The following is a 20,383-nucleotide window of genomic DNA, read 5'->3' as shown; positions in this document are numbered from 1 at the left end:
CCTCGGCATCGGGGAGCTCCCCGAGCGACCCCTACTTCATCGCGGTGAGCTCGAGCGCGATCCCGTCGGGGTCGCGGAACTCCAGCAGGTACATGGCGCCAGCGTCCTTGATCTCCTCGTGCGTGGCCCCCAGCGAGTCGAGCACCTCGACGGCGGCCTCGAGCTCGGCGCGGTCGGCGACCGCGAAGGACACGTGGTCCAGGCCCACGCGGTCCTCGGAGAACGTGTCGTCGCCGTCGGCCACCGGGCGCAGGCCGAACAGCCCGCCAGGGATCTGGTAGATCACGCCACCGAAGAGGAACCAGAGCTGCTCGCGGGTCTGCTCGTCGGCGTCGGCGGGGAGCTCGTAGGCGACGTCCCAGCCGAAGACCGCGTCGTAGAAGCGGCGCGAGGTGTCGATGTCGCGCACGGTCAGGCGGGCGTGGCTGAATCCAGTGGTGGTGATGGGCATGTGGCGAGCCTGGCACACGACCGGTCGCGCACGATCGACTCTTGGGACCCGTTCTCAGTAGGTGTAGAAGCCCCGACCCGCCTTGCGTCCGAGCAGCCCGGCGTCGACCATCCGCGCCAGCAGCGGCGGCGCGGCGTAGAGCGGCTCCTTGAACTCCTCGTAGAGCGACTCGGCCACGGCCTGCACGGTGTCGAGGCCGATCAGGTCGGCCAGCGCCAGCGGGCCCTGCGGGTGCGCGGCGCCGAGCACGAGGCCGCGGTCGATGTCCTCGGCGGTGGCGAACCCGGACTCCATCATCCGGATCGCGGAGAGCACGAACGGGATCAGCAGGGCGTTGACGACGAAGCCGGCGCGGTCCTGGCAGTCGATGGCCTGCTTGCCCAGCTGCCCCTCGACCCAGCCGCGGGCGCGCTCGGTGGTCTCGTCCGCGGTGAGCAGCGAGGGCACGAGCTCGACGAGCTTGAGCACCGGCACGGGGTTGAAGAAGTGGATGCCCATCACCTGCTGGGGCCGCGAGGTCACCACGCCGAGCTTCATGACCGGGATCGAGGAGGTGTTGGTGGCGAGGATCGCGCCGGGGTCGGTGACGATCTCGTCGAGCCGGCGGAACAGCGCGGTCTTGGCGTCCTCGTCCTCCACGATCGCCTCGACGACGACCTCGCGGTCGGCCAGGGCCTCGAGGTCGGTGACGACCTCGATCCGGTCGAGCACCACCGACGCCGACTCGATCTTGCCCTTGGCCTCGGCCCGGCCCAGCGAGGTCTCGAGCCGGGCGAGGCCGGCCTTGGCGGCGTCGTCGCTCGACTCGACGACCACCACGTTCCCGCCGCTGCGCGCGGCCACCTCCGCGATGCCCGCCCCCATCAGGCCACACCCGACCACACCGACCTGCTGCACGCTGCCCACGCTCCCTCGTCGTCACCCGGCCGTCGGCGACGGCACTCAGTCCCGCTCGACGGTATTGGGTACCAGTGAGTAGTCCAAGCGGACGCCACCGCGGCGCTGCACGCCCGTGCGTCATGCTGTGCCCCACGTGTTGAGAGCCGAACCAGTGCCGACCGACGAGGAGACTGCTGTGAAGACCGGGATGATCATCAACTACGCCGGCGGCTTCGACGAGACCGTCGAGGAGCTCGTCGCCCTCGAGGACGCCGGGCTGCAGCTGGTCGCCATGCCCGAGGCCTACTCCTTCGACGGCGTCAGCCAGCTCGGCTTCATCGCGGCCCGCACCAAGAAGATCGAGCTGCTCTCCGCCATCTTCCAGATCTACTCGCGCACGCCCACCCTGACGGCGATGACCGCCGCCGGCCTCGACTACGTCTCGGGCGGCCGGTTCACCCTCGGCATCGGCGCCTCCGGCCCGCAGGTGATCGAGGGCTTCCACGGCCTCAAGTACGACGCGCCGCTGGGCCGCACCCGCGAGGTCATCGACATCTGCCGCCAGGTGTGGCTGCGCGAGAAGGTCGAGCACCGCGGCAAGCACTACACGATCCCGCTCACCGAGGAGGACGGCGGCTCGGGCCTCGGCAAGCCGCTGAAGCTGATCAACCACCCCGTGCGCAACCGGATCCCGATCGCCGTGGCGGCGCTCGGCCCCAAGAACGTCGAGCTCGTCGCCGAGAAGGCCGAGGGCTGGCAGCCGCTGTTCTTCCACCCCGGCAAGTACAAGACGGCCTGGGCCGAGTCGCTCGAGGCCGGCTACGCCAAGCGCGACCCCGAGATGGGCCCGCTCGACATCCAGCTGCAGATCCCCTTCGCCATCGGTGAGCCCGACCCCGGGGCCCTGCAGATGATCCGCAACCAGCTGGCGCTGTACGTGGGCGGCATGGGCGCGCGCGACAAGAACTTCTACAACAAGCTCGCGGTGCGCTACGGCTACGACTCCGAGGCGAAGGAGATCCAGGACCTCTACCTCGACGGCAAGAAGGAGGAGGCGGCCAAGGCGGTGCCCGACGACCTGGTGCGCGCGGTCTCGCTGCTGGGCACCGAGGACGAGGTGCGCGCCCAGCTCGGCGAGCTGCACGAGGCGGGTGTCACCACCCTGCTGACGACGCCCCTGGCCAGCACCCCGGAGCAGCGCATCAGCGACGTCGGCACGCTCGCACGGATGACGGCCGAGCTCGGCTGAGTCCCTTCCGGCGCTCGCCGGCCGCGGTCAACGACTGTTGCCGGCGAGCTCCGCGATGGCGGCGTCGAGGATGTCGACGCCGCGGTGCAGGTCGTCCTCGGCGACGGTGAGGGGCGGCGCGATGCGGAAGACGCCGCCCATGCCCGGCAGCTGCACGATGTTGAGGTGCAGCCCGCGCTCGAGGCACGCGGCCGTGACCGCGCGGCCGAGCTCGTCGGCGGGCGCCTTGCTCGCCTTGTCGGTGACCAGCTCGAGGCCGCGCAGCAGGCCGCGACCGCGCACGTCACCCACCACGTCGTGACGCGCCATCAGGTCCGCGAGCCGCTCCCCCAGCACGGCACCCACCCGTGCCGCCCGCTCCACCAGTCCCTCCTGCTCGATCACGTCGAGCACCGTCAGCGCCACCGAGGCCGCGAGCGGGTCGGAGACGTGGGTGGTGAAGAACAGGAAGCCGCGCTCGTGGCACGCGCGCTCGACCTCCTCGGTGGTGACGACGGCCGCGACCGGCAGCCCGGCCCCGAGCGTCTTGGAGAGGGTCAGCACGTCGGGCACGACGCCGTCGCGCTCGAAGGCGTACAGGTGCCCGGTGCGCCCCAGCCCGGTCTGGGCCTCGTCGAGCACCAGCAGCATCCCCCGCTCGCGGCAGAGCTGCTGCAGCCGCGCCAGGTAGCCCTCGGGCAGCTCGACGATGCCGCCGGAGGAGAGGATCGGCTCGACCAGGCAGGCGGCAAGGCTGCCGGAGGACTGCTGGTCCACCATCGCGAACCCGTACTCCAGCTCGGTGCGCCAGTCGTGGCTGCCGTCGGGGTGCCGGAACGGCGAGCGGTAGGCGTTCGGGGTCGGCAGCACCAGGTTGCCCGGCAGCGGCGGGCCGTGGCCTCGGCGCCCGGCCGAGAACGTGGCCGAGCCGGCGCCCGACGTCATGCCGTGCCAGGAGCGGTCGAAGGAGACGACCTCGTAGCCTCCCGTGGCCAGCTTGGCCATCTTCAGGGCGGCTTCGTTGGACTCGGCCCCCGTCGTGAGCAGCAGGACTTTCGAGAGGCTCTCGGGGAGCGTGCCGGACAGCCGCGCCGCGAGGTCGACGACGGGGCGGCTCAGCATGCCGCTGAACAGGTGGTCGAGCGAGGCCACCTGCTCGCTCACCGTGCGCACCACCGCGGGGTGCCCGTGCCCGAGGATCGAGCTCATCTGGCCCGAGGTGAAGTCGAGGATCGCGCGCCCCTCGCTGTCGACCACGTGGCTGCCCTCGGCCCGCTCGATGATCCGCGGGGTCCAGGTGGCGCCGTAGCGCACCAGGTGCCGATCGGCGGTCGTCCAGAACTCGTCGTCGCGCATGGCCGCACGGTAGTCGCGGCGACCGTGGCGCGTCTGCGTCACGATCTCCGCGTTCGCGCCCGCGCTCGGGCCGAGGCACCTACGCTCGACGGCTCCGCGGCCCGCCGGGTCGCCCCACCCCCGGAGTCGCCCCATGCGCCGCCGTCCCCTCGCAGCCCTGGCCAGCCTCGTCCTCGTGCTGGCCGGCATGCTCGCCACCGCTGTCCTGGCGGCGCCGGCCCACGCCGTGCCCGACCGCGACTGCGGCGACTTCGACACCCAGGCCGCGGCGCAGCGGTTCTTCCTCGACCAGGGCGGCCCGCGGTCGGACCCGCACGGGCTCGACGACGACGGCGACGGCGTCGCGTGCGAGTCCAACCCGTGCCCGTGCTCGGACAGCCGCGGCGGCGGGGGTGGTGGCAACGACGGGCGCCCCCAGGAGCCGCGCCCCGAGCCGATCCGGCGCGACGCGGCGATCGTCCTGAAGGTCATCGACGGCGACACCGTGCGAGTGCGCGTCGCGCGCAGCGGGCTGCGCCGCGACGTCCGGCTGCTCGGCATCGACACGCCCGAGGTCTACGGCCGCCGCGAGTGCGGCGGCCCCGAGGCCTCGAGGGCCCTCAGGACGCTGCTGCCACGCAACACGCGGGTGCAGCTGGTCTCCGACCGCAGCCAGGCGCTCACCGACCGCTACGACCGGTTGCTGCGCTACGTGGTGCGCGGTCGCGTCGACGCCTCGAAGGCCCAGCTGCGGCTCGGCATGGCGCGCACCTACACCGTGGGCCGGCCGGTCGCACGCCACCGCGAGTACGCCGCCACGCAGGCGGCGGCCCGGCGCGCGGACCGTGGCAGCTGGCGCACCTGCTGGTGAGGGGCGCGCCGGTCCCGGCCCGACCGGCAGCCGCTGTCCAGCACGATCCGCCCCCCCCCGGCATCGCGCGCCGACTTGCGTCGGATCTCCGGGGGGGGCTTCAGTGGGGGGTTACTACCAGGAGCGAGGCTCACATGTCGCCATCCTTCGACGTCGTGCGGGCCGAGCTGGAGTCGGCCGTCGCCGGTGCCGGTCACGGCAACGCCGCGGCCGACCAGCTGTGCATGGCCTGCGTCGGCCTCTTCGGGGTCGACGGCGCCGCCGTCTCCGTGGTGCACCGCGGCGTCTCCCAGGGCACCTTCGGCGCGAGCGACGACGCGAGCCGGCGGGTGGACGAGTACCAGTTCACCTACGGCGAAGGGCCGTGCCTGGACGCGGTCGCCACCGGCAGGACGATCCTGGTGCCGGACCTCGAGGACCCGCAGGAGTCGCGGTGGCCGGGCTTCGCCCGGGCCGCCCTCGGCGGCGGCATCCGTGGCGTGTTCGCGCTGCCCGTCGTCGTGACCTCGGTGCGCATCGGCGCCCTCGACCTGTTCCGCAGCGACCCGGGACCGCTGCTCGACGAGCAGCTCGTGGGAGCACTCCTGGCCGCCCAGATGGCCTCGCTCGTGCTGCTGCAGACCTGGGCCGGCGAGGACGACCTCGACGGCCGCCTCCTGCGCGACGGCGAGGAGGCCTGGGGCGACCTGGCCGAGGCCGACCGGATCGAGGTCTACCAGGCCACCGGGATGCTCATCGCCCAGCTCGGCGTCGACGCGGGCGAGGCGCTGCTGCGCATGCGTGCCCACGCCGTGGCCACCGGCCAGACGGCGAGCGAGGTCGCCTGGGCCATCATCGAGCGTCGGCTCGTGCTCGACGCGGACCCACGGCCGGAGGGCCGCGAGAGGAGGCGGCTGTGAACACCACCCGGGAGCGCGAGGTCATCCGCGCGTTCGTGGACCTGTCCCACGAGCTGACCGACGACTACGACGCGGTGGAGATGCTCACCGCCCTGACCGGGCACTGCGCGGACCTGCTCGACGTCGCCGCCGCCGGGCTGCTGCTGGCCGACGCGACCGGGACGCTCCACCTGGCGGCCGCCTCCTCGGAGGGCACGGGCCACCTGGAGACCTTCCAGCTGCAGCGCAACCAGGGACCCTGCCTGGACTGCTACCGCGACAACGCAGCGGTGACCGTGCCCGACCTCGCCGCGCAGACCGACCGGTGGCCCATCTTCAACCGGGCCGCACTGACCGCGGGCTTCCGCTCGGTGCATGCCCTGCCCATGAGGCTCGGCGGGCGGTCGATCGGCACGCTCGGCCTCTTCGGCGCCAGCACCGGCCTGCTGGGCCCCGACGACCTGGAGCTGGCCCAGGCCCTGGCGCACGTGGCCAGCGTGGCGATCCTCAACGCCCGCTCGGCGGGGGACCGCGCCGCGGTGGCCACCCAGCTGCAGTCGGCCCTGACCAGCCGGATCGTGCTGGAGCAGGCCAAGGGCGTCCTCGCGCACACGGGCGACCTGGAGATGGGGCACTCCTTCGAGGCGCTGCGCCGCTACGCCCGCGACCACGGCCTCAAGCTGAGCGAGGTCGCCGAGGCCCTGGTCGAGCGGCGCCTCCCCGGGGAGCTGGTGCTGGGGCACGCCCGCACGGTGGGTCTGCTGCCGCACGACTGACTCGCGCGGCCTCGCCCACGCGGCTGCGGCCCACGGCTGACTCCGGGGCGCGCCCGACCCGACGCTGGTGAAGAACGTCCAGGTCACGCTGCGCCGGCGCGAGGATCGGGCTACCGTGGTGTCGGCCGTCCCTCGCGGCCGTGCCCCGGACCCGGCACAGGTACCAGCCTGCTCCCGGAGGCACCATGGCGATGATCGACGCACCCCCGACCGGCGCTGCTGCCGCGCCGCACCTGGGCCCCGAGGACGTGGAGGCGATCGGTGAGCGGATGGACGCCATCCGCGCCGAGGTGCTCGAGAGCCTCGGCGCGGCGGACGCCCGGTACATCCGTCGGCTCGTCCGCGCCCACACGCTGCTCGAGGTGGGCGCCCGGGTGGTCCTGCTGGGCGCCCGCTCACGACCCGCCTGGTGGGTGGGCACCGCGACCCTCGCGGTCGCCAAGGTGCTCGACAACATGGAGATCGGGCACAACGTGCTCCACGGTCAGTGGGACTGGATGCGCGACCCCGCGATCTCCTCGACCACCTGGCGCTGGGACCACGTCTCACCGCCCGATCAGTGGCAGCGCTCCCACAACGTGCGGCACCACGCGTTCACCAACATCCTGGGCGAGGACGACGACCTCGGCTACGGGGTCATGCGCGTCGACGAGGACCAGCCCTGGCACCCGGTGCACCTCCTGCAACCCGTGTGGAACCTCGTGACCGCCTGCATCTTCGAGTACGGCATCGCCCTGTTCGACTCCCGCGTCGGCGAGTCGCTGCGCACCGGAGAGCCCCTCACGGCGGAGCAGCGCACCGATCTGAGAGCACTGCTCCTGCAAGCCCGGCGACAGCTGCTCAAGGACTTCGTGATCCACCCCCTGGCGGCTGGTCCCGGCTGGCGATCGACGCTGAGCGCCAACGCGACGGCGTGCCTGCTGCGCAACGTGTGGAGCCACTCGGTGATCATGTGCGGGCACTTCCCCGAGGGGGTCGAGACCTTCACCCGGTCCGCCCTCCCCCAGGAGGAGACCCGCGGGGAGTGGTACGTGCGGCAGATGCTCGGCTCCGCCGACATCTCCGGCCCGCCGCTGCTGCACCTGATGGCCGGCAACCTCTCGCACCAGATCGAGCACCACCTCTTCCCCGACCTGCCGAGCAACCACTACGCCCGCATCGCCCCCACGGTGCGCGCCGTCTTCGACGACCACGGGCTCCGCTACCACGTCGCCCCCTTCCACCGTCAGCTGGCGAGCGCCTGGCACAAGGTCCTCCGCCTGTCCCTGCCCGGGGCCGGTGTCTCCCCCCGCCGGTGGATCCCGGGGCGAGCGGGCTCCCGGTGAGCGCACAGGCGCAGACCGGCGGACCGGCGTCCCACCCGGACGGGACCGTCCAGGTTCTGCTCGACCTCACCCGCACGCTGGCCGGGCCGACCGCGCTCCACGACCTGCTCGACCTGGCGGTCCACGGTGTGGCGGGCCTGCTGCGCGTCGACGCCGCGGGGGTCTCGCTCGCCTCCGCCGACGCCGACCCCGCGGTCACCGCAGCCTCCGGCCACCTGGCCGCCTGCTACCACGAGCTGCTCTCGCACCTCGGGAGCGGTGAGCCGAGTCCCTCCCTCACCGTGCTGCGCAGCGGCGAGGCGCTCAGCATCAGCGACCTGACCACCGACGACCGCTTCCCGACATTCGCCGGCTACGCACGCAGCGAGGGGCTCCTCGCGGTCGACGTGCTGCCGCTGCACGGCGACCGCGGGTGCGTCGGCACCCTCGAGCTCGTGCGCAGCCACCCCGGGGACCTCCGGTCCGAGGACCTGCACCTGGCCCACCTCCTGGCCGAGGTGGCCGCCGCCCACGTGCTCAACGCCCAGGCCCGGCAGGCGCAGCGCGACCTCGTCGCGACGGTGGCCCACGAGCTGAGGACACCCCTGACGAGCATCACCGGCTTCCTCGAGATGCTCGCCGAGGCCGACCTGGAGCTGGGCGGCCACCAGCAGCGCTGGCTCGAGGCCATCCACCGCAACACCCTGCGGCTGGGCTCGCTGGCCGAGGACCTGGTGTCCGCGCAGGGACCCGACCGTCGCGACGCGTCCGGCCACGTCGAGGTCGACCTGGCCGCCGTGGTGCGCACCGTCGAGACCGCCGTCGCCCCCGTCGTCCTGCGTCACGGGATCGAGACCGAGTTCGCCGTCCCGCACCGTCGGGTCGCCGTGCTCGGGGACGAGCAGGACCTGGAGTCGCTGATGACCAACCTGGTGGGCAACGCCCTCAAGTTCACCCCGCCCGGCGGCCGGGTGCACTGCAGCCTCGCCGTCGTCGCCACCCGGGCCCACGTGCAGGTCAGCGACGACGGTCCGGGCATCCCGGCCCACGAGCTCCCCCACCTCTTCACCCGGCACTACCGCACACGGAGCGCCCGCAGCGCCCGCATCGAGGGTTCGGGCCTCGGCCTGGCGATCGCGGCGAGCGTGGCGCGGCACCACGGCGGCGAGATCTCCGTGCGGTCCCAGCTCGGTGAGGGGTCGGTGTTCACCGTCGACCTGCCGCTGCTCCTCGAGCCCGGGCAGCGCGGGCCGGCCCTCGCCGACCCGGAGCGACTCAGGCCGTGGGAGCCGGCGCGCCCGACGGAGAGTCGACCACGCCCGGACTGAGCAGACGCCGTGCCAGATCGGCGAGGACCGCCAGGTCCCGCCAGCTGTCGCGGATGGTCTGCTCGGCCTGCCCGCGGCAGCCCGCATCCATGCCCCCGGTCATCTCGGCGCTGGCGCGCACGATGGCTGCGCGCGCCTGCTCCCCGAGCAGCGCGACGAAAGCGAGGTCGAGGTCCGCGCCCGACAGCGGCAGCGACGCCGGCGCGGCCTCCGCAGCATCGTGCCGGTCAGCCGGTGCCGGCTCGGCTCCGCCCAGCTCGTGCACACCCTCGGCGCGCAGGAGCGCCACCAGGGCGCGGATGCCCTGCAGCTGCACCTCGCCGACCTGCTCGGCCAGCGCTCGCACCGCCGGGTCCCCGGCGGCCACGGCTGCCGCCAGGCTCGGCGCTCGCGCCTGGCGCAACGCCGCGAGCTCACCGCGCAGGTAGCGGAGGTCCTCGGGGTTGAGCCGGTACCGCGCGACCGGTGCGGTCCGGGTCGGGCTCGGGGGCTGGGTCATCGCAACGTCTCCAGGGGCTGGGGGCGCACGGGGTGTGCGCCGAGGGGGACGGCCACGGGAAGCGCGGCCGGGATCGGGGAGGGGAGCTCGATGAGCGCCTCCAGCTCCTGCACGACCAGGTGGGGCGTCAGCGTCGCCGGGCCGGTCAGCACCGCGAGCAGCGCGTCGACCGACGCCGCGAGCGTGAAGCGGCAGGCGGCCGCCAGCCGCTGGGCCGCGGGCACCGGACCCCGGGCGAGCGCCGCGACCACACCGTGGGCGAGCGCCTCGGCGTGGTCGGGCTCCACCAGGTCCAGGGCGCCGCAGCGGGTCTCGGGCAGGCCACCGTCGTCCGAGGCCACCACCCGGGAGCCGGCGTGCTGGGCCTCGATCGAGACGATGCCGAACGTCTCGTGCCAGTACTGACCGTTCGAGGGCATCACCACGACGTCGTGCTCGGCCATCAGTGCGGCCATCCCGGCCGGCGTCGTCCGCGCCTCGACGAGGTCGACGCCCGGGTGGGTGCGCAGCATCGCGGCGATGATCCGGCCCTGCGGGCGGTCGGTGCCCGCCGTCGTGACCGTGAAGCTCAGGGACGGGTCACCGGCCACCAGGTCGCTGTGCAGCATGGCCAGCAGGGTGTAGATGCCCTTCTCCGGCGTCAGCCGCCCCGCGTACAGGACCCGCTGGCGCCCGGCGGCGGGCGGCGGCCGGGGCACCGTGGCGAAGACCGGCTCCGCGAAGGGGTGGACCACGTGGACGGTCTCGAGGTCGACGTCGAGGAAGTGCGCCCACAGCCCCGCCGCGTAGCGGCTGGTCGCGATCAGCGTCCGGTCCCGGGTGGCCTGCGCCACCTGGGCGCGCTTGCGCGCCCGCAGCGTTGGGGGCACGTGCAGGACCTGGAAGGCGGGCCGGCGGGTGCGCACCGCCGGGGCCTCGCTGACGAAGACCACCGTGTCGTCCAGCTCGGCGACCTGGCCGAAGTGGTCCAGGGCGTGGAAGGGCACGTCCGGGAAGCCCGCGCGCCCGTCGTCCTCCCCCCGGCCGACGGTGACGACCCGGGCGGCGACGCCGCGACGGAGGAGCTCGCGCACGTGACCGACGGTGTAGTTCTCCGAGCCTCCGGTGCCCGCCGAGAGCCGCTCGCCGGGCGACCACACGAAGGAGATCGTCGGGGCCGACCCCGGTGGTTCGAGGCCCCGCGCGCCCGGGGCGACGGTCTGGGAGGGAGGGAGCCGGGGACTGGGGTGCTGTCGCGAGAACATCGCGCCGCCGCTCGGGTGTCGCCGCTGGTGGCTCCCGTGATCACCGTGGGCCACGGCACGGGCAGGCACTTGCGGTCGTCACTCCACTGTAGCCGCCCCCGGGGCGGCCCTCCTGCCTCGGCGCTCGTGCGCCTCCGGCAGCCGCGGGTGGTCGGTGGGGTACACGCCGACGGCGAAGCCGTAGACGGTGTCGCCCTCGCGGGGCAGCTCCTCGAACTCGCGCACGAGCGCCGCCATCCGCTCCCAGAACTCACCGGCCTGCTGCTCGCTGATCCGGGCGTGGCGGACGAAGCCCCACAGCCGGCCCTCCTCGAAGGCCGGCGCCGACTCGCGGGCCGCGACCTCGAAGTCGTTGAAGTCGGTCCCGCCGCCGCGTCCGGCCGCGCCCCCCGCGGCCACCGCCGCCGGCACGTAGAACAGGCGCGCCGTGCGACCGTAGAAGCGCTCCTCGACGGCGCGTACCCGCCGGGTCGACACCACCTGCAGCAGCCCCGCCTCGGCCAGCACCTTCACGTGGTGCGCCACCGTGCTCTTGGGGCGCCCGAGGGCGGTGGCCAGCTCGGTGACCGTGGCCGCCCGCTCGAGGAGCAGCTGCAGCACGGTGGTGCGCAGCGGGTTGCCCAGCGCGCGCACCTGCTCCGGCGTCGTCAGCGCGAGCCGGTCGGCCAGCTCGTAGCCCGGCGGGGGGTTGTCTCTCATGGCGTCCTCAGACTACTGTCACAGAACGTTCCAAAGAATTGGTTCGTTCTTCTCTACCCACCGACCCCCGAGGAGCCGACCATGGCCGACGTCGTGCTGTTCCACCACGTGCAGGGCCTGACGACGGGCGTCGTCGCGCTGGCCGACCGACTGCGCGCGGCGGGCCACACCGTGCACACCCCCGACCTGTTCGAGGGCCACACCTTCCCCACGATCGAGGAGGGCATGGCGCACGCACGCGGCATCGGGTTCGGCGCCATCGCCGAGTGCGGGGTCGCGGCGGCCGACGCCCTCGACTCCCCCGGGGTCGTCTACGCCGGGCTCTCGATGGGCGTGATGCCGGCGCAGCAGCTGGCCCAGACCCGACCCGGCGCCCGCGGCGCGCTGCTGCTGCACGGCTGCCTGCCGGTCGCGGAGTTCGGCCAGAGCTGGCCGGCCGGGGTGCCCGTGCAGGTGCACGGCATGGACGCCGACCCGTTCTTCGCCGAGGAGGACGGCGACCTCGCCGCCGCCCGGGCGCTGGTGGACGCCGCCCCCGGGGACGCCGAGCTGTTCCTCTACCCCGGTGACGCACACCTGTTCAGCGACTCCTCGCTGCCCGAGTTCGACGCCGCCGCCACCGACCAGCTCGTCGAGCGCGCGCTGGCCCTCCTGGCAGGCGTCTGACCCACCGGGCTCGGCTCAGTCCTCCGCGGCCGCCTCGCCCATCCGGATCGCGCCGTCGACGTGCTGGAAGCCCAGCCCGGCGACGTCGCTGCTGGCGAACGCCAGCGGGCCGACTCGCTCGCGCAGGTGCGGGCCGTAGCGGGTGAGCGAGCCGACGTCGAAGCTGGTGGCGTAGGCGCCGGCGGTCCACTCCTCGGCCATCCAGGGGCTCTCGTAGTAGGCCTCGGGATCGAGCGCCTGCTCACCCAGGTAGCGGGCCACCGAGGCGAGCACCTGCTCGCGCCGCTCCGCCGCCGACAGCGCGAGCAGCTCGTCGGCGCGCACGTCCGAGACGAAGCCGACCAGCGTGCCGCGGGCGTCGCCGGCGGTGGCGAGGTCCTCGTTGGTGTTGTCGTAGAGCTCGTGGACGGTCTCGTAGGGACTGAAGCCGGTGCCCGAGAGCCCGTGGTCGCGCCAGAACGGTGTCGCATAGGTGAGGTGGAGCTTGAGCACGAGCCCGAAGGACTGGTGCTGGCGCATCTGCTGGTGCACGGCCGGCAGCGGCGGCTCGAAGGTCACGCGGCTCACCAGCGTGGGCGGGACGGCGAGGATCGCGCGGCCGGCACGGTGGACCGCGTCGGCGGTGTGCACCTCGACACCGGCGTCGTCCCAGGCGATCCGCGTGACCGGCGACCCGAGCCGCACGCGGTCCCCCAGGCGCGCGGCCAGCTCCAGCGGCACGTTCTGCAGCCCTCCCGCCACCCGGCGGTCGAGGATGAAGTCGGCGTCGAGGAGATGGCTGAAGCCACCGGCGCTCGAGGCCATCAGCACGGCGGTGAGCGCGGAGAACGCGTGGGTGGGCTTGGTGATCATCGCGGGGCCGATGTAGAGCCCGATGTTGTCGCGGGCCTCGACGTCGTCGGTCTGCTGCTCGAGCCAGGCTGCGAACGTGACGCGGTCGAGCGCCTCGGCGTCGGGGTGCTCCCACGGCGACAGCGGGTCCATCTGCGCGGCCAGACGGTCGAGCTCGACGGTCAGGCGGTCCATCTCGCGAGCAGTGCTCTCGGAGACCGGCATGGCGTCGCCCGTGAACTGCCGCCGCTCGCCGTCGCGCCCGATGTAGAGCGAGGCACCGGCGCGGTAGCGCTCGTAGGTCTCCAGACCCAGCTCGTCGAGCAGGCCCAGCAGCGCGGTCTGGTCGGGTGAGACCCACTGGCCGCCCACCTCGAGCCGGACGCCGTCGCGCTCCTCGGTGAGCAGCCGGCCGCCCACCCGGTCGCGCGCCTCCAGCACCACGACGCTGCGCCCGTGCTGGTGCAGGCGGTAGGCCGCCGTCAGGCCGGTCACGCCCGCGCCCACGACCACCACGTCGACGTCCCACTCCCCTGTCGCCGCCATCGTCCACACCCCTTCACCGTCCCGTCCGACCACCCGGCCGGACGAGACGACGGTACCGCCGTCAGGCGGGTCGCAGGTCGGCCAGGTCGAGCACGAAGCGGTAGCGCACGTCGCCGCGGCCCAGGCGCTCCAGCGCCTGCTCGACGTCGGCGGTGGGCACGACCTCGACGTCGGCGGTGATGCCGTGCTCGCCGCAGAAGTCGAGGAGCTCCTGGGTCGAGCCACGACCCGCGCTGCCGCTGCCCAGCAGCCGCTTGCGCCCCATGAGGAGGTCCATCACGTCGACGTCGAACGAGCCCAGGAAGCCGACGACGGCCAGAGTGCCGTCGAGGTCGAGCACGTCGAGGAGGGGCGCCAGCTCGTGGGCCACCGGCACGCAGTCCACGACGACGTCGAGCGACCCGCGCGCCTGCTCCATCGCGGGGGCGTCGCTGGTCACGAGCACGCGGGTGGCGCCCAGCGACCGCAGCTCCACGACCTTGGCGGCGGTGCCGGTGATCGCGGTGACCTCGGCCCCGAGCGCCACGGCGAGCTTGACGGCGAGGTGGCCCAGGCCGCCGACGCCGGCCACGCCGACCCGGGTGCCCGGACCGACGCCGAGCGTTCGCAGCGGGACCCAGACCGTGACGCCGGCGCACATCAGTGGCGCGACCGCGGCCGCGTCGAGGCTCGCGGGCCGGCGGTAGCAGAAGCTCTCCCGGACCACGAAGGAGGTGCTCCAGCCTCCCAGCGTCGTCGCACCCTCGGCGTCGGTGCCGCCGTAGGTGAGCAGCGGGAACTCCCGGCAGCAGTTCTCCTGCGAGCGCACGCACATGTCGCAGGTGCCGCAGGAGTCGACGATGTTGCCGACGGCGACGGGGTCACCCACGGCGAACGCGGTGACGCCGGGGCCGACGGCCGTCACCTCGCCCACGAACTCGTGCCCGGGCACGAGCGGCCACGGGCCACCGCCCCCGCGCAGGGCATGCAGGTCGGTGTGGCAGATGCCGCAGTGGCTGACCGCGACCTGCACGTCGTCGTCGCGCAGCGCGCGGCGGGTGATGGCGGTGGGGGTCAGGCGGGCGGCGGCGTCGGACTTGAGGAGGGCGGTGGTCGTGCGCGTGGCGGTCATGCGAGAACACTAACCGGTTGGTTGGATTCAACCAACTGCCTGGTTGGGTACAGTCCGGGCCATGGCGGAGGCACCCACGAGGCAGCGCATCGTCGAGGCGGCGGTGCAGGAGTTCGCGGCGCACGGGATCGCGGGGGCGCGCATCGACCGCATCGCCGCCCAGGCCTCGATCAACAAGGCGCAGCTCTACGCCCACGTGGGCAACAAGGAGGCACTCTTCGACGCCGCGTTCACCCACCACGTCGGCCACTTCACCGACGCCGTCCCGTTCGACGCCGACGACCTGCCCGGCTACGCGGTGCGGCTCTACGACCGCTACGTCGCCGACGCGAAGCTGGTGCGGCTCGTGGTGTGGGCGCGACTCGAGCGCACGCCCACGGGCGACCTCTTCACCGGCGACGAGCACGACGACGACAAGTACGCCGCCCTCGCGGGCGCCCAGGCACGCGGCCGCCTCGACGACTCCTACGACCCACGCGACCTGTGGGCCCTCCTCGTCGCGATGGCCGCCACCTGGGCGCAGGCCGCCATCATGACGGTCGCCTCCGGCGACGAGCCCGAGGCCGTCCACGAGCGACGGAGAGCAGCGCTCGCGCGCGCCGTCGACCGCGCGTTCACCGCCTCCTGAGGGAGGCGGATGAGGGGGTGGGTCAGGAGGCGTCGCGCTCGGCGATGGCCTTGATCGTGGCCAGGGAGAGGGGCATGTCGTCGACCGCGCTCCTCCGGCGCTGCTCGAGCTGGGTCCAGGCCTCCTCGCCGTAGAGCTCCTCGAAGCGCTCCACACCCGCGGGCAGCACCTCCCAGCGCTGGGTCAGCCGGGTGCCGCCGTCGGCGGCCTCGAGCTCGTAGCGCCAGTGCACGAAGCCCTCGCCGACGTGCCAGGCGAAGGCGGTGCCGGGGTCGGCCACGACGACGCGCGACCGCGTCTCCCAGGTGCGCTCCGGGGTCTCGTTGCGCCCGACGAACACGGCGCCCACCGTGGCGGGCTCCCCCTCCTCCCAGCGGCACTCGCGGCAGGTCGGGCTCCACTCACCGGTGCGGCTGACGTCGGAGACCAGGGCGTAGACCACCTCCGGCGACGCCGCGACCTGGACGGTCTCGGTGTTGCGCAGGTCCTCGAGCTGGGTCACGGGTTCTCCCTCGGCGTCAGTGGTGGTGTCAGTGGCGGTGTCAGTGGGCGTGAGGTGTGCTCGCGCCGCGCAGGGCGACGACGGCGGTCCCAGCGAGCACCACGGCGGCGATGGCGCCGGCCACCACCACCGCGGTGGTGTCCTCGGAGGCGCCGGTGACGATGATGCCCATCAGCGCCCAGAGCCCGGCGGCGGCGTAGGCGACCAGGCGGGTGCGCAGCACCAGCGCCGCGAGGGTGAGGGTCGCGGCGGCCACCACCACGAGCTGCCAGCCGACCTGGTCGGCCTCGACCACGCCCCACCCGACCAGCGCGGTCGAGAGGTTGAGGAAGAACGCGGCCGAGACCCAGCCGGCGAACAGGCCGAAGGCGGCCCGGGTGAGCAGTCCGTGGCGTCGCGGCTCGACCCCGGTGCGGGCGAGGGTCAGCACGCCGTCGACCGCGGCACCGAACATCACCGCCAGCGCCAGGAAGGTCAGCGTGCTGCTGTCGAGGGCAGCCATGAGGATCCACAGCACGGCCGCGAGGTAGAGCACCACCTGGTCCACCTGGAAGCGACGCGAGACCCGGACTCCGCTGCTCGCCAGCGCCGAGACGGCCTGCACGATCGCCAGGGTGTAGATGACGCCCCAGATCGAGAACGCCCAGCCCACGGGGGTGATCAGGAGCTCTGCGCCCGATCCGCTGCCCGGCGAGGCGCCCGGCCCGTTGATGGTCACCACCGGCGCGACCACCTGGAGGACCGCCGTCGCGAGCACCGCCCACGCGAGCGGCCGGTGCTGGTCGGTGGCCGCGTCGGCGCGGCGGGTGCCGGTACGGGTGCTGGTGCTCACTCCCCCAGGCTACGACTGGGGTGGCGAGCCGCCTGCGACCGAGGCTGGGTACGGTCCGAGCACCGATCTCCAGGAGGCGTGATGACACCCGACGAGCGCACCGCCGCGGTGCTCGAGCAGGTGCTGGGCCTGCCGCTGCACCGCGCCCTCGGCATCGCCCTGGTCGACGACGGCGACCCCGCCGCCGGCGTCCAGGTCACCGTCGGCCCCGGGATCGTGAACCCGGCCGGGGTCCTGCACGGCGGACTCGTGCCGCTCCTGCTCGACGTCGCGGGCTTCCTCGCGCTGCTGCCGCGGCTGCCGCTGGACCGGCACGCCGTCACGGTGAGCACCGCTTCCTCGATCATCGCCGCCGCGCGCACCGGCGACGTCGTCCGCGTGGAGGCGGTCGTCGACCGGCTCGGCCGCACCCAGGCGTTCCTCTCCGGTCGGCTGCTCGTGGGCGAGAAGGTCGTCGCGACCGGTCAGGTGGTCAAGGCCGTCGTCGCCGTCTGACCTCGTCCCCGCGCTCTCACTCGTGCCGCTGCGCGATGCTCCAGCGGTGCCCGACCACGCTCGCCAGCAGCACGGCCGCGCAGAACAGCGCCATAAGCAGCCCGCCGCCGGCGTCGACCCCGAGCACGAGCCCCAGCCCGTCCTCGTCGGGCCGTTCGATCTGCCCGCACACCAGCGCGGCCAGCACGCTCGACACGATCAGCGACAGACCGGTCAGCACCCGCACAGCGGCCGGGACCGACTCGAGGCTGCCCCGCGCGATCCACCGCACGGCCAGGACCGCGGCCACGAGCAGCCCCACCAGCGTCAGCATGAGCGCTATCCGTAGCAGCACGAGCTTGAGGTCGAGGTTGCCGGACCCGGTTCGCTGGAAGGCGTCGACGGAGCGGAAGACGACGCGCGGGATCGTGCTGAACAGCGTGGCGGGGTTGTTGAGGTCGTCGGCGTACTCGTCGCCGTCGTCGCGGGTCAGGTACACCGCCGGGAGCGCCAGCGCGGCCCCGACGCCGACCAGCAGCGCCCATCCGCGGGCAACCGCCTCGCTGGCTGCGGCCAGGTCGGCGTGGGGGTACTTCTTCGGGGCGTCCACGAGGTCACCCTCACCCATCGTGTGGACCGACGCCAGCCCGCGTCGTCACCTCCCTACCGGACCTCGCGCAGCGCGGAGCGCTCGAGGCTGGCGATCGTCGGGTAGCCGTCGATCGCCATGATCAGGTCGGTCTCGGCCAGCAGGCACCGCACGACGTGCTCGACGCCGGCCTGCCCGGCCACGGCCAGCCCGTAGGCGTAGGGCCGGCCCACCGCCACGGTCGTGGCGCCCAGCGCGAGCGCCTTGACGACGTCGGCGCCGCTGCGCACCCCCGAGTCGAAGACCACCGGCAGGTCACCTGCAGCGTCGACCACGTCGGCCAGGCAGTCGATCGCCGGCAGCCCACCGTTGGCCTGCCGCCCACCGTGGTTGGAGCAGTAGATGCCCTGCACCCCGGCATCGACGGCCCGGCGTGCGTCGTCGGGTGAGCAGATGCCCTTGAGCAGGATCGGCAGCGAGGTCAGGGAGCGCAGCCAGGCGAGGTCGTCCCACGAGAGCCGGGGGTTGCCGAAGATCGAGGCCCACAGCATCGTCGCCGCCGTCATGTCCTCCTCCGGAGGCACCGCGAGCCGGCTGCGGAACACCGGGTCACTGACGTAGTTGGCCAGGCACAGCCCACCCAGCTGCGGGAAGCTCGCGATGGACAGGTCGCGGGGACGCCACCCCAGCGTCAGGGTGTCGAGCGTGACGACGATCGCCCGGTAGCCCGCGGCCTCCGCGCGCCGCACCAGGCTCTCGGTGAGCTCGCGGTCGTTCGGCGGGTAGAGCTGGAACCACCCGGTGGTCCCACCGAGGGCCGCGGCCACGTCCTCCAGCGGGTCCTCCATCAGCGTGGAGGCGATCATCGGGATGCCGACCGAGTCGGCGGCGCGGGCCGTGGTCAGGTCACCGTGCCGCTCGGCCTCGCAGAGCGCGATGACGCCGACCGGGGCCAGCATCAGCGGGTGCGGCCAGCGCTCGCCGAACACCTCCACCGACAGGTCGCGCTCCCCGGCGCCGGTGAGCATCCGGGGCATCAGGCCGTAGCGTTGGAAGGCGCGCACGTTGGCGTCCTGGGTGTGCTCGTCGCCGGCCCCACCCGCGACGTAGGACCAGATCTCCGGCGGCATCTGCTCCTCCGCCCGCCGCGCGAGCTCGGCGAAGTGCATGGGGATCTCAGGCCGGGTGCCCTCCAGGCCCGCGAGGTAGGTGCCGAGTTGCCAGTCGCCGTAGTTGCTCACCGCAGGTGTCCGCTCAGCCGACCGTGCGGATCAGCTTCTTGTTGACGAACTCGTCGATGCCGAACCGACCGAGCTCTCGGCCGAAACCGGAGCGCTTGACGCCACCGAAGGGCAGCTCGGCGCCCTCGGCGCCGACGCCGTTGACGAAGACCATGCCGGCCTCGATACGGTCGGCCACGCGCTGGGCCTGCTCGGCGTCGTCGGTGAAGACGTAGGAGCCGAGCCCGAAGGGCGTGTCGTTGGCGAGCTCGACGGCCTCCTCCTCGGAGGCGACCTTGAACACGATGCCGACGGGACCGAAGAGCTCCTCGTGGAAGGCGTCGTGACCGGGCTTGACACCGGTGAGGACGCCTGGCGGGAAGAAGGCGCCGTGGCGCTCGCCGCGGGTCTCGAGGTGCGCCCCCTGCTCGACGGCGCGGTCGACCTGCTCACCGAGGCGCTCGGCCGCGGCCTGCGAGGAGAGCGGCGCGATGCCGTCGCCCGCGTCGAGGATCTTCGCGGTGAACCTCTCGAGGAACGCGTCGTAGAGGTCGGCGACGACGATGAACCGCTTGCCGGCGTTGCAGGCCTGGCCGGTGTTGTCGAGGCGGGCCGAGACGGCCTGCTCGACCGTGGCGTCGAGGTCGTCGGTGCCGAGCACCAGGAACGGGTCGGAGCCGCCGAGCTCGAGGACGACCTTCTTCAGGTGGCGGCCGGCGATCTCGGCGACGGCGGCCCCGGCACGCTCGGAGCCGGTGAGCGAGACGCCCTGCACGCGCTTGTCGCCGATGATGCCCTCGACCTGCTCGTTGGTGGCGTAGAGGTTCACGTACGCGCCTTCGGGGAAGCCCGCGTCGCGGAAGATGGCCTCGAGCATCTCGGCCGACTCGGGGCACTGCGGGGCGTGCTTGAGCACGATCGTGTTGCCCAGCGCCAGGTTGGGCCCGGCGAACCGCGCGACCTGGTAGGTCGGGAAGTTCCACGGCATGATCCCGAGCAGCACACCCACCGCGCTGCGCCGCACCACCGCGGAGCCCTCCCCCTCGAGCAGGTCCAGCGTCTCGTCGGCCAGGAAGCGCTCGGCGTTCTCGGCGTAGAACGCGTAGATGGCGGCGCAGAAGTCGACCTCGCCGAGGCACTCCTCCAGCGGCTTGCCCATCTCGCGCCGGGCGGTCTCGGCCAGCGCCTGCCGGCGCTCGGTGTGCAGCTCGCCGACCCGTCCCACCAGGGCGGCCCGCTCGGCCACCGTCGAGCCCTTCGACCAGCTGCGGAAGGCGCCGTGCGCCGCGGCGACCGCGGCCTCGACGTCGGCGTCGGTGGCGGTCGGGTAGGTCTTCACGACCTCGCCGGTGGCGGGGTCGGTGACGGCGTACAGGCTCATGGGTGCTCCTGGGTCGAAGGGACGGTGCCGACGCTACTGCGGCGGTGGTGCCGACGACGAGGAGCGCGTGACCGGTCGATCCCCCGGGCACCACCCGCGGAGAAGATCCCC

At 73.4% G+C, this 20,383-nt stretch carries 22 protein-coding genes; 9 read left to right on the top strand and 13 right to left on the bottom strand.

Translation table 11 applies throughout. The features are described from left to right. Nucleotides 1-31: 31 nt before the first annotated feature. Nucleotides 32-451 carry a VOC family protein gene (locus ABD948_RS02790; RefSeq protein ID WP_345262525.1) on the bottom strand — a complete coding sequence of 140 codons (420 nt, stop codon included), beginning with the start codon at nt 449-451 and terminating at the stop codon, nt 32-34. Nucleotides 452-505: 54 nt separating this feature from the next. Next, nucleotides 506-1,348: a 3-hydroxybutyryl-CoA dehydrogenase gene (locus ABD948_RS02785; protein WP_345264447.1), complete on the bottom strand. Its 843-nt coding sequence runs from the start codon at nt 1,346-1,348 to the stop codon at nt 506-508. Between the two features lie 178 nt (nt 1,349-1,526). Between ABD948_RS02785 and ABD948_RS02780 the strand changes: the two genes are divergently transcribed. After that, entirely contained in the window at nt 1,527-2,579 is a 1,053-nt protein-coding gene (locus tag ABD948_RS02780) for an LLM class F420-dependent oxidoreductase (protein WP_345262524.1), read from the top strand. A 27-nt stretch (nt 2,580-2,606) separates the two neighbouring features. Here the strand turns inward: ABD948_RS02780 and ABD948_RS02775 are convergent, their stop codons facing one another. Then, nucleotides 2,607-3,914 carry an aspartate aminotransferase family protein gene (locus tag ABD948_RS02775; protein ID WP_345262523.1) on the bottom strand — a complete coding sequence of 436 codons (1,308 nt, stop codon included), beginning with the start codon at nt 3,912-3,914 and terminating at the stop codon, nt 2,607-2,609. A gap of 133 nt (nt 3,915-4,047) precedes the next feature. Here ABD948_RS02775 and ABD948_RS02770 point away from each other — a divergent pair, with 133 nt between their 5' ends. The 5 genes from ABD948_RS02770 to ABD948_RS02750 all read left to right on the top strand — a co-directional run bounded on the left by ABD948_RS02770 (nt 4,048) and on the right by ABD948_RS02750 (nt 9,050). Next, nucleotides 4,048-4,764, top strand: coding sequence for a thermonuclease family protein (locus ABD948_RS02770; protein ID WP_345262522.1), 717 nt, complete (start codon nt 4,048-4,050; stop codon nt 4,762-4,764). Between the two features lie 134 nt (nt 4,765-4,898). After that, entirely contained in the window at nt 4,899-5,663 is a 765-nt protein-coding gene (locus tag ABD948_RS02765) for a GAF and ANTAR domain-containing protein (protein WP_345262521.1), read from the top strand. Then, entirely contained in the window at nt 5,660-6,418 is a 759-nt protein-coding gene (locus ABD948_RS02760) for a GAF and ANTAR domain-containing protein (protein ID WP_345262520.1), read from the top strand. The genes ABD948_RS02765 and ABD948_RS02760 overlap by 4 nt, the downstream gene beginning before the upstream one ends. A gap of 191 nt (nt 6,419-6,609) precedes the next feature. Next, nucleotides 6,610-7,743: a fatty acid desaturase family protein gene (locus tag ABD948_RS02755; protein ID WP_345262519.1), complete on the top strand. Its 1,134-nt coding sequence runs from the start codon at nt 6,610-6,612 to the stop codon at nt 7,741-7,743. Then, nucleotides 7,740-9,050 carry a GAF domain-containing sensor histidine kinase gene (locus ABD948_RS02750; protein ID WP_345262518.1) on the top strand — a complete coding sequence of 437 codons (1,311 nt, stop codon included), beginning with the start codon at nt 7,740-7,742 and terminating at the stop codon, nt 9,048-9,050. Before ABD948_RS02755 ends, ABD948_RS02750 begins: the two co-directional genes overlap by 4 nt. Here the strand turns inward: ABD948_RS02750 and ABD948_RS02745 are convergent. The 3 genes from ABD948_RS02745 to ABD948_RS02735 form a co-directional block, all read right to left on the bottom strand. Further along, entirely contained in the window at nt 8,998-9,549 is a 552-nt protein-coding gene (locus tag ABD948_RS02745) for a DUF305 domain-containing protein (RefSeq protein ID WP_345262517.1), read from the bottom strand. The two genes, ABD948_RS02750 and ABD948_RS02745, sit on opposite strands and share 53 nt — an antisense overlap. Continuing rightward, nucleotides 9,546-10,688 (bottom strand): glycosyltransferase family 4 protein, encoded by a 1,143-nt coding sequence (locus tag ABD948_RS02740; RefSeq protein ID WP_345262516.1) that lies wholly within the window; start codon nt 10,686-10,688, stop codon nt 9,546-9,548. Before ABD948_RS02740 ends, ABD948_RS02745 begins: the two co-directional genes overlap by 4 nt. A gap of 183 nt (nt 10,689-10,871) precedes the next feature. Continuing rightward, nucleotides 10,872-11,492 (bottom strand): helix-turn-helix domain-containing protein, encoded by a 621-nt coding sequence (locus tag ABD948_RS02735; RefSeq protein WP_345262515.1) that lies wholly within the window; start codon nt 11,490-11,492, stop codon nt 10,872-10,874. Between ABD948_RS02735 and ABD948_RS02730 the strand changes: the two genes are divergently transcribed. Next, nucleotides 11,385-12,158 carry a dienelactone hydrolase family protein gene (locus ABD948_RS02730; RefSeq protein ID WP_345264445.1) on the top strand — a complete coding sequence of 258 codons (774 nt, stop codon included), beginning with the start codon at nt 11,385-11,387 and terminating at the stop codon, nt 12,156-12,158. The two genes, ABD948_RS02735 and ABD948_RS02730, sit on opposite strands and share 108 nt — an antisense overlap. 15 nt (nt 12,159-12,173) lie before the next feature. Here the strand turns inward: ABD948_RS02730 and ABD948_RS02725 are convergent, their stop codons facing one another. Together ABD948_RS02725 and ABD948_RS02720 are read right to left on the bottom strand one after the other, a co-directional pair. Further along, nucleotides 12,174-13,535, bottom strand: coding sequence for a flavin monoamine oxidase family protein (locus tag ABD948_RS02725; protein ID WP_345262514.1), 1,362 nt, complete (start codon nt 13,533-13,535; stop codon nt 12,174-12,176). A gap of 61 nt (nt 13,536-13,596) precedes the next feature. Further along, nucleotides 13,597-14,646 (bottom strand): NAD(P)-dependent alcohol dehydrogenase, encoded by a 1,050-nt coding sequence (locus ABD948_RS02720; RefSeq protein WP_345262513.1) that lies wholly within the window; start codon nt 14,644-14,646, stop codon nt 13,597-13,599. A gap of 61 nt (nt 14,647-14,707) precedes the next feature. On the opposite strand from ABD948_RS02720, the gene ABD948_RS02715 reads away from it, so the two are divergent. Further along, on the top strand, nt 14,708-15,274 hold the full coding sequence (locus tag ABD948_RS02715; protein ID WP_345262512.1) for a TetR/AcrR family transcriptional regulator: 567 nt from the start codon (nt 14,708-14,710) through the stop codon (nt 15,272-15,274). Nucleotides 15,275-15,296: 22 nt separating this feature from the next. Here ABD948_RS02715 and ABD948_RS02710 read toward each other — a convergent pair whose 3' ends face one another. After that, entirely contained in the window at nt 15,297-15,776 is a 480-nt protein-coding gene (locus ABD948_RS02710; RefSeq protein WP_345262511.1) for an SRPBCC family protein, read from the bottom strand. Nucleotides 15,777-15,816: 40 nt separating this feature from the next. Continuing rightward, on the bottom strand, nt 15,817-16,608 hold the full coding sequence (locus ABD948_RS02705) for a hypothetical protein (RefSeq protein ID WP_345262510.1): 792 nt from the start codon (nt 16,606-16,608) through the stop codon (nt 15,817-15,819). Nucleotides 16,609-16,689: 81 nt separating this feature from the next. Between ABD948_RS02705 and ABD948_RS02700 the strand changes: the two genes are divergently transcribed. Beyond that, on the top strand, nt 16,690-17,103 hold the full coding sequence (locus tag ABD948_RS02700; protein WP_345262509.1) for a PaaI family thioesterase: 414 nt from the start codon (nt 16,690-16,692) through the stop codon (nt 17,101-17,103). A gap of 16 nt (nt 17,104-17,119) precedes the next feature. On the opposite strand, the gene ABD948_RS02695 is transcribed toward ABD948_RS02700, so the two are convergent. The 3 genes from ABD948_RS02695 to ABD948_RS02685 are packed head-to-tail and all read right to left on the bottom strand — an operon-like array spanning nt 17,120 to nt 20,272. Further along, nucleotides 17,120-17,692 carry a hypothetical protein gene (locus ABD948_RS02695; protein ID WP_345262508.1) on the bottom strand — a complete coding sequence of 191 codons (573 nt, stop codon included), beginning with the start codon at nt 17,690-17,692 and terminating at the stop codon, nt 17,120-17,122. A gap of 53 nt (nt 17,693-17,745) precedes the next feature. Then, nucleotides 17,746-18,912 carry an alpha-hydroxy-acid oxidizing protein gene (locus ABD948_RS02690; RefSeq protein WP_345262507.1) on the bottom strand — a complete coding sequence of 389 codons (1,167 nt, stop codon included), beginning with the start codon at nt 18,910-18,912 and terminating at the stop codon, nt 17,746-17,748. Between the two features lie 13 nt (nt 18,913-18,925). Then, nucleotides 18,926-20,272: an NAD-dependent succinate-semialdehyde dehydrogenase gene (locus tag ABD948_RS02685; RefSeq protein WP_345262506.1), complete on the bottom strand. Its 1,347-nt coding sequence runs from the start codon at nt 20,270-20,272 to the stop codon at nt 18,926-18,928. Between the last annotated feature and the right edge of the window lie 111 nt (nt 20,273-20,383).

It is taken from the genome of Nocardioides nanhaiensis (assembly GCF_039542785.1).
Taxonomy (GTDB): Bacteria; Actinomycetota; Actinomycetes; order Propionibacteriales; family Nocardioidaceae; genus Nocardioides; species Nocardioides nanhaiensis.
Note: the sequence above shows the minus strand (reverse complement) of the source record. Positions and strands in the feature narration are given on the sequence as shown.

Bases quoted from the DNA above. Each gene is read 5' to 3' on its own strand.
- ABD948_RS02790 (WP_345262525.1), bottom strand. From the start codon at position 451: ATGCCCATCACCACCACTGGATTCAGCCACGCCCGCCTGACCGTGCGC.
- ABD948_RS02775 (WP_345262523.1), bottom strand. From the start codon at position 3,914: ATGCGCGACGACGAGTTCTGGACGACCGCCGATCGGCACCTGGTGCGC.
- ABD948_RS02770 (WP_345262522.1), top strand. From the start codon at position 4,048: ATGCGCCGCCGTCCCCTCGCAGCCCTGGCCAGCCTCGTCCTCGTGCTG.
- ABD948_RS02765 (WP_345262521.1), top strand. From the start codon at position 4,899: ATGTCGCCATCCTTCGACGTCGTGCGGGCCGAGCTGGAGTCGGCCGTC.
- ABD948_RS02755 (WP_345262519.1), top strand. From the start codon at position 6,610: ATGATCGACGCACCCCCGACCGGCGCTGCTGCCGCGCCGCACCTGGGC.
- ABD948_RS02745 (WP_345262517.1), bottom strand. From the start codon at position 9,549: ATGACCCAGCCCCCGAGCCCGACCCGGACCGCACCGGTCGCGCGGTAC.
- ABD948_RS02735 (WP_345262515.1), bottom strand. From the start codon at position 11,492: ATGAGAGACAACCCCCCGCCGGGCTACGAGCTGGCCGACCGGCTCGCG.
- ABD948_RS02725 (WP_345262514.1), bottom strand. From the start codon at position 13,535: ATGGCGGCGACAGGGGAGTGGGACGTCGACGTGGTGGTCGTGGGCGCG.
- ABD948_RS02720 (WP_345262513.1), bottom strand. From the start codon at position 14,646: ATGACCGCCACGCGCACGACCACCGCCCTCCTCAAGTCCGACGCCGCC.
- ABD948_RS02715 (WP_345262512.1), top strand. From the start codon at position 14,708: ATGGCGGAGGCACCCACGAGGCAGCGCATCGTCGAGGCGGCGGTGCAG.
- ABD948_RS02700 (WP_345262509.1), top strand. From the start codon at position 16,690: ATGACACCCGACGAGCGCACCGCCGCGGTGCTCGAGCAGGTGCTGGGC.
- ABD948_RS02685 (WP_345262506.1), bottom strand. From the start codon at position 20,272: ATGAGCCTGTACGCCGTCACCGACCCCGCCACCGGCGAGGTCGTGAAG.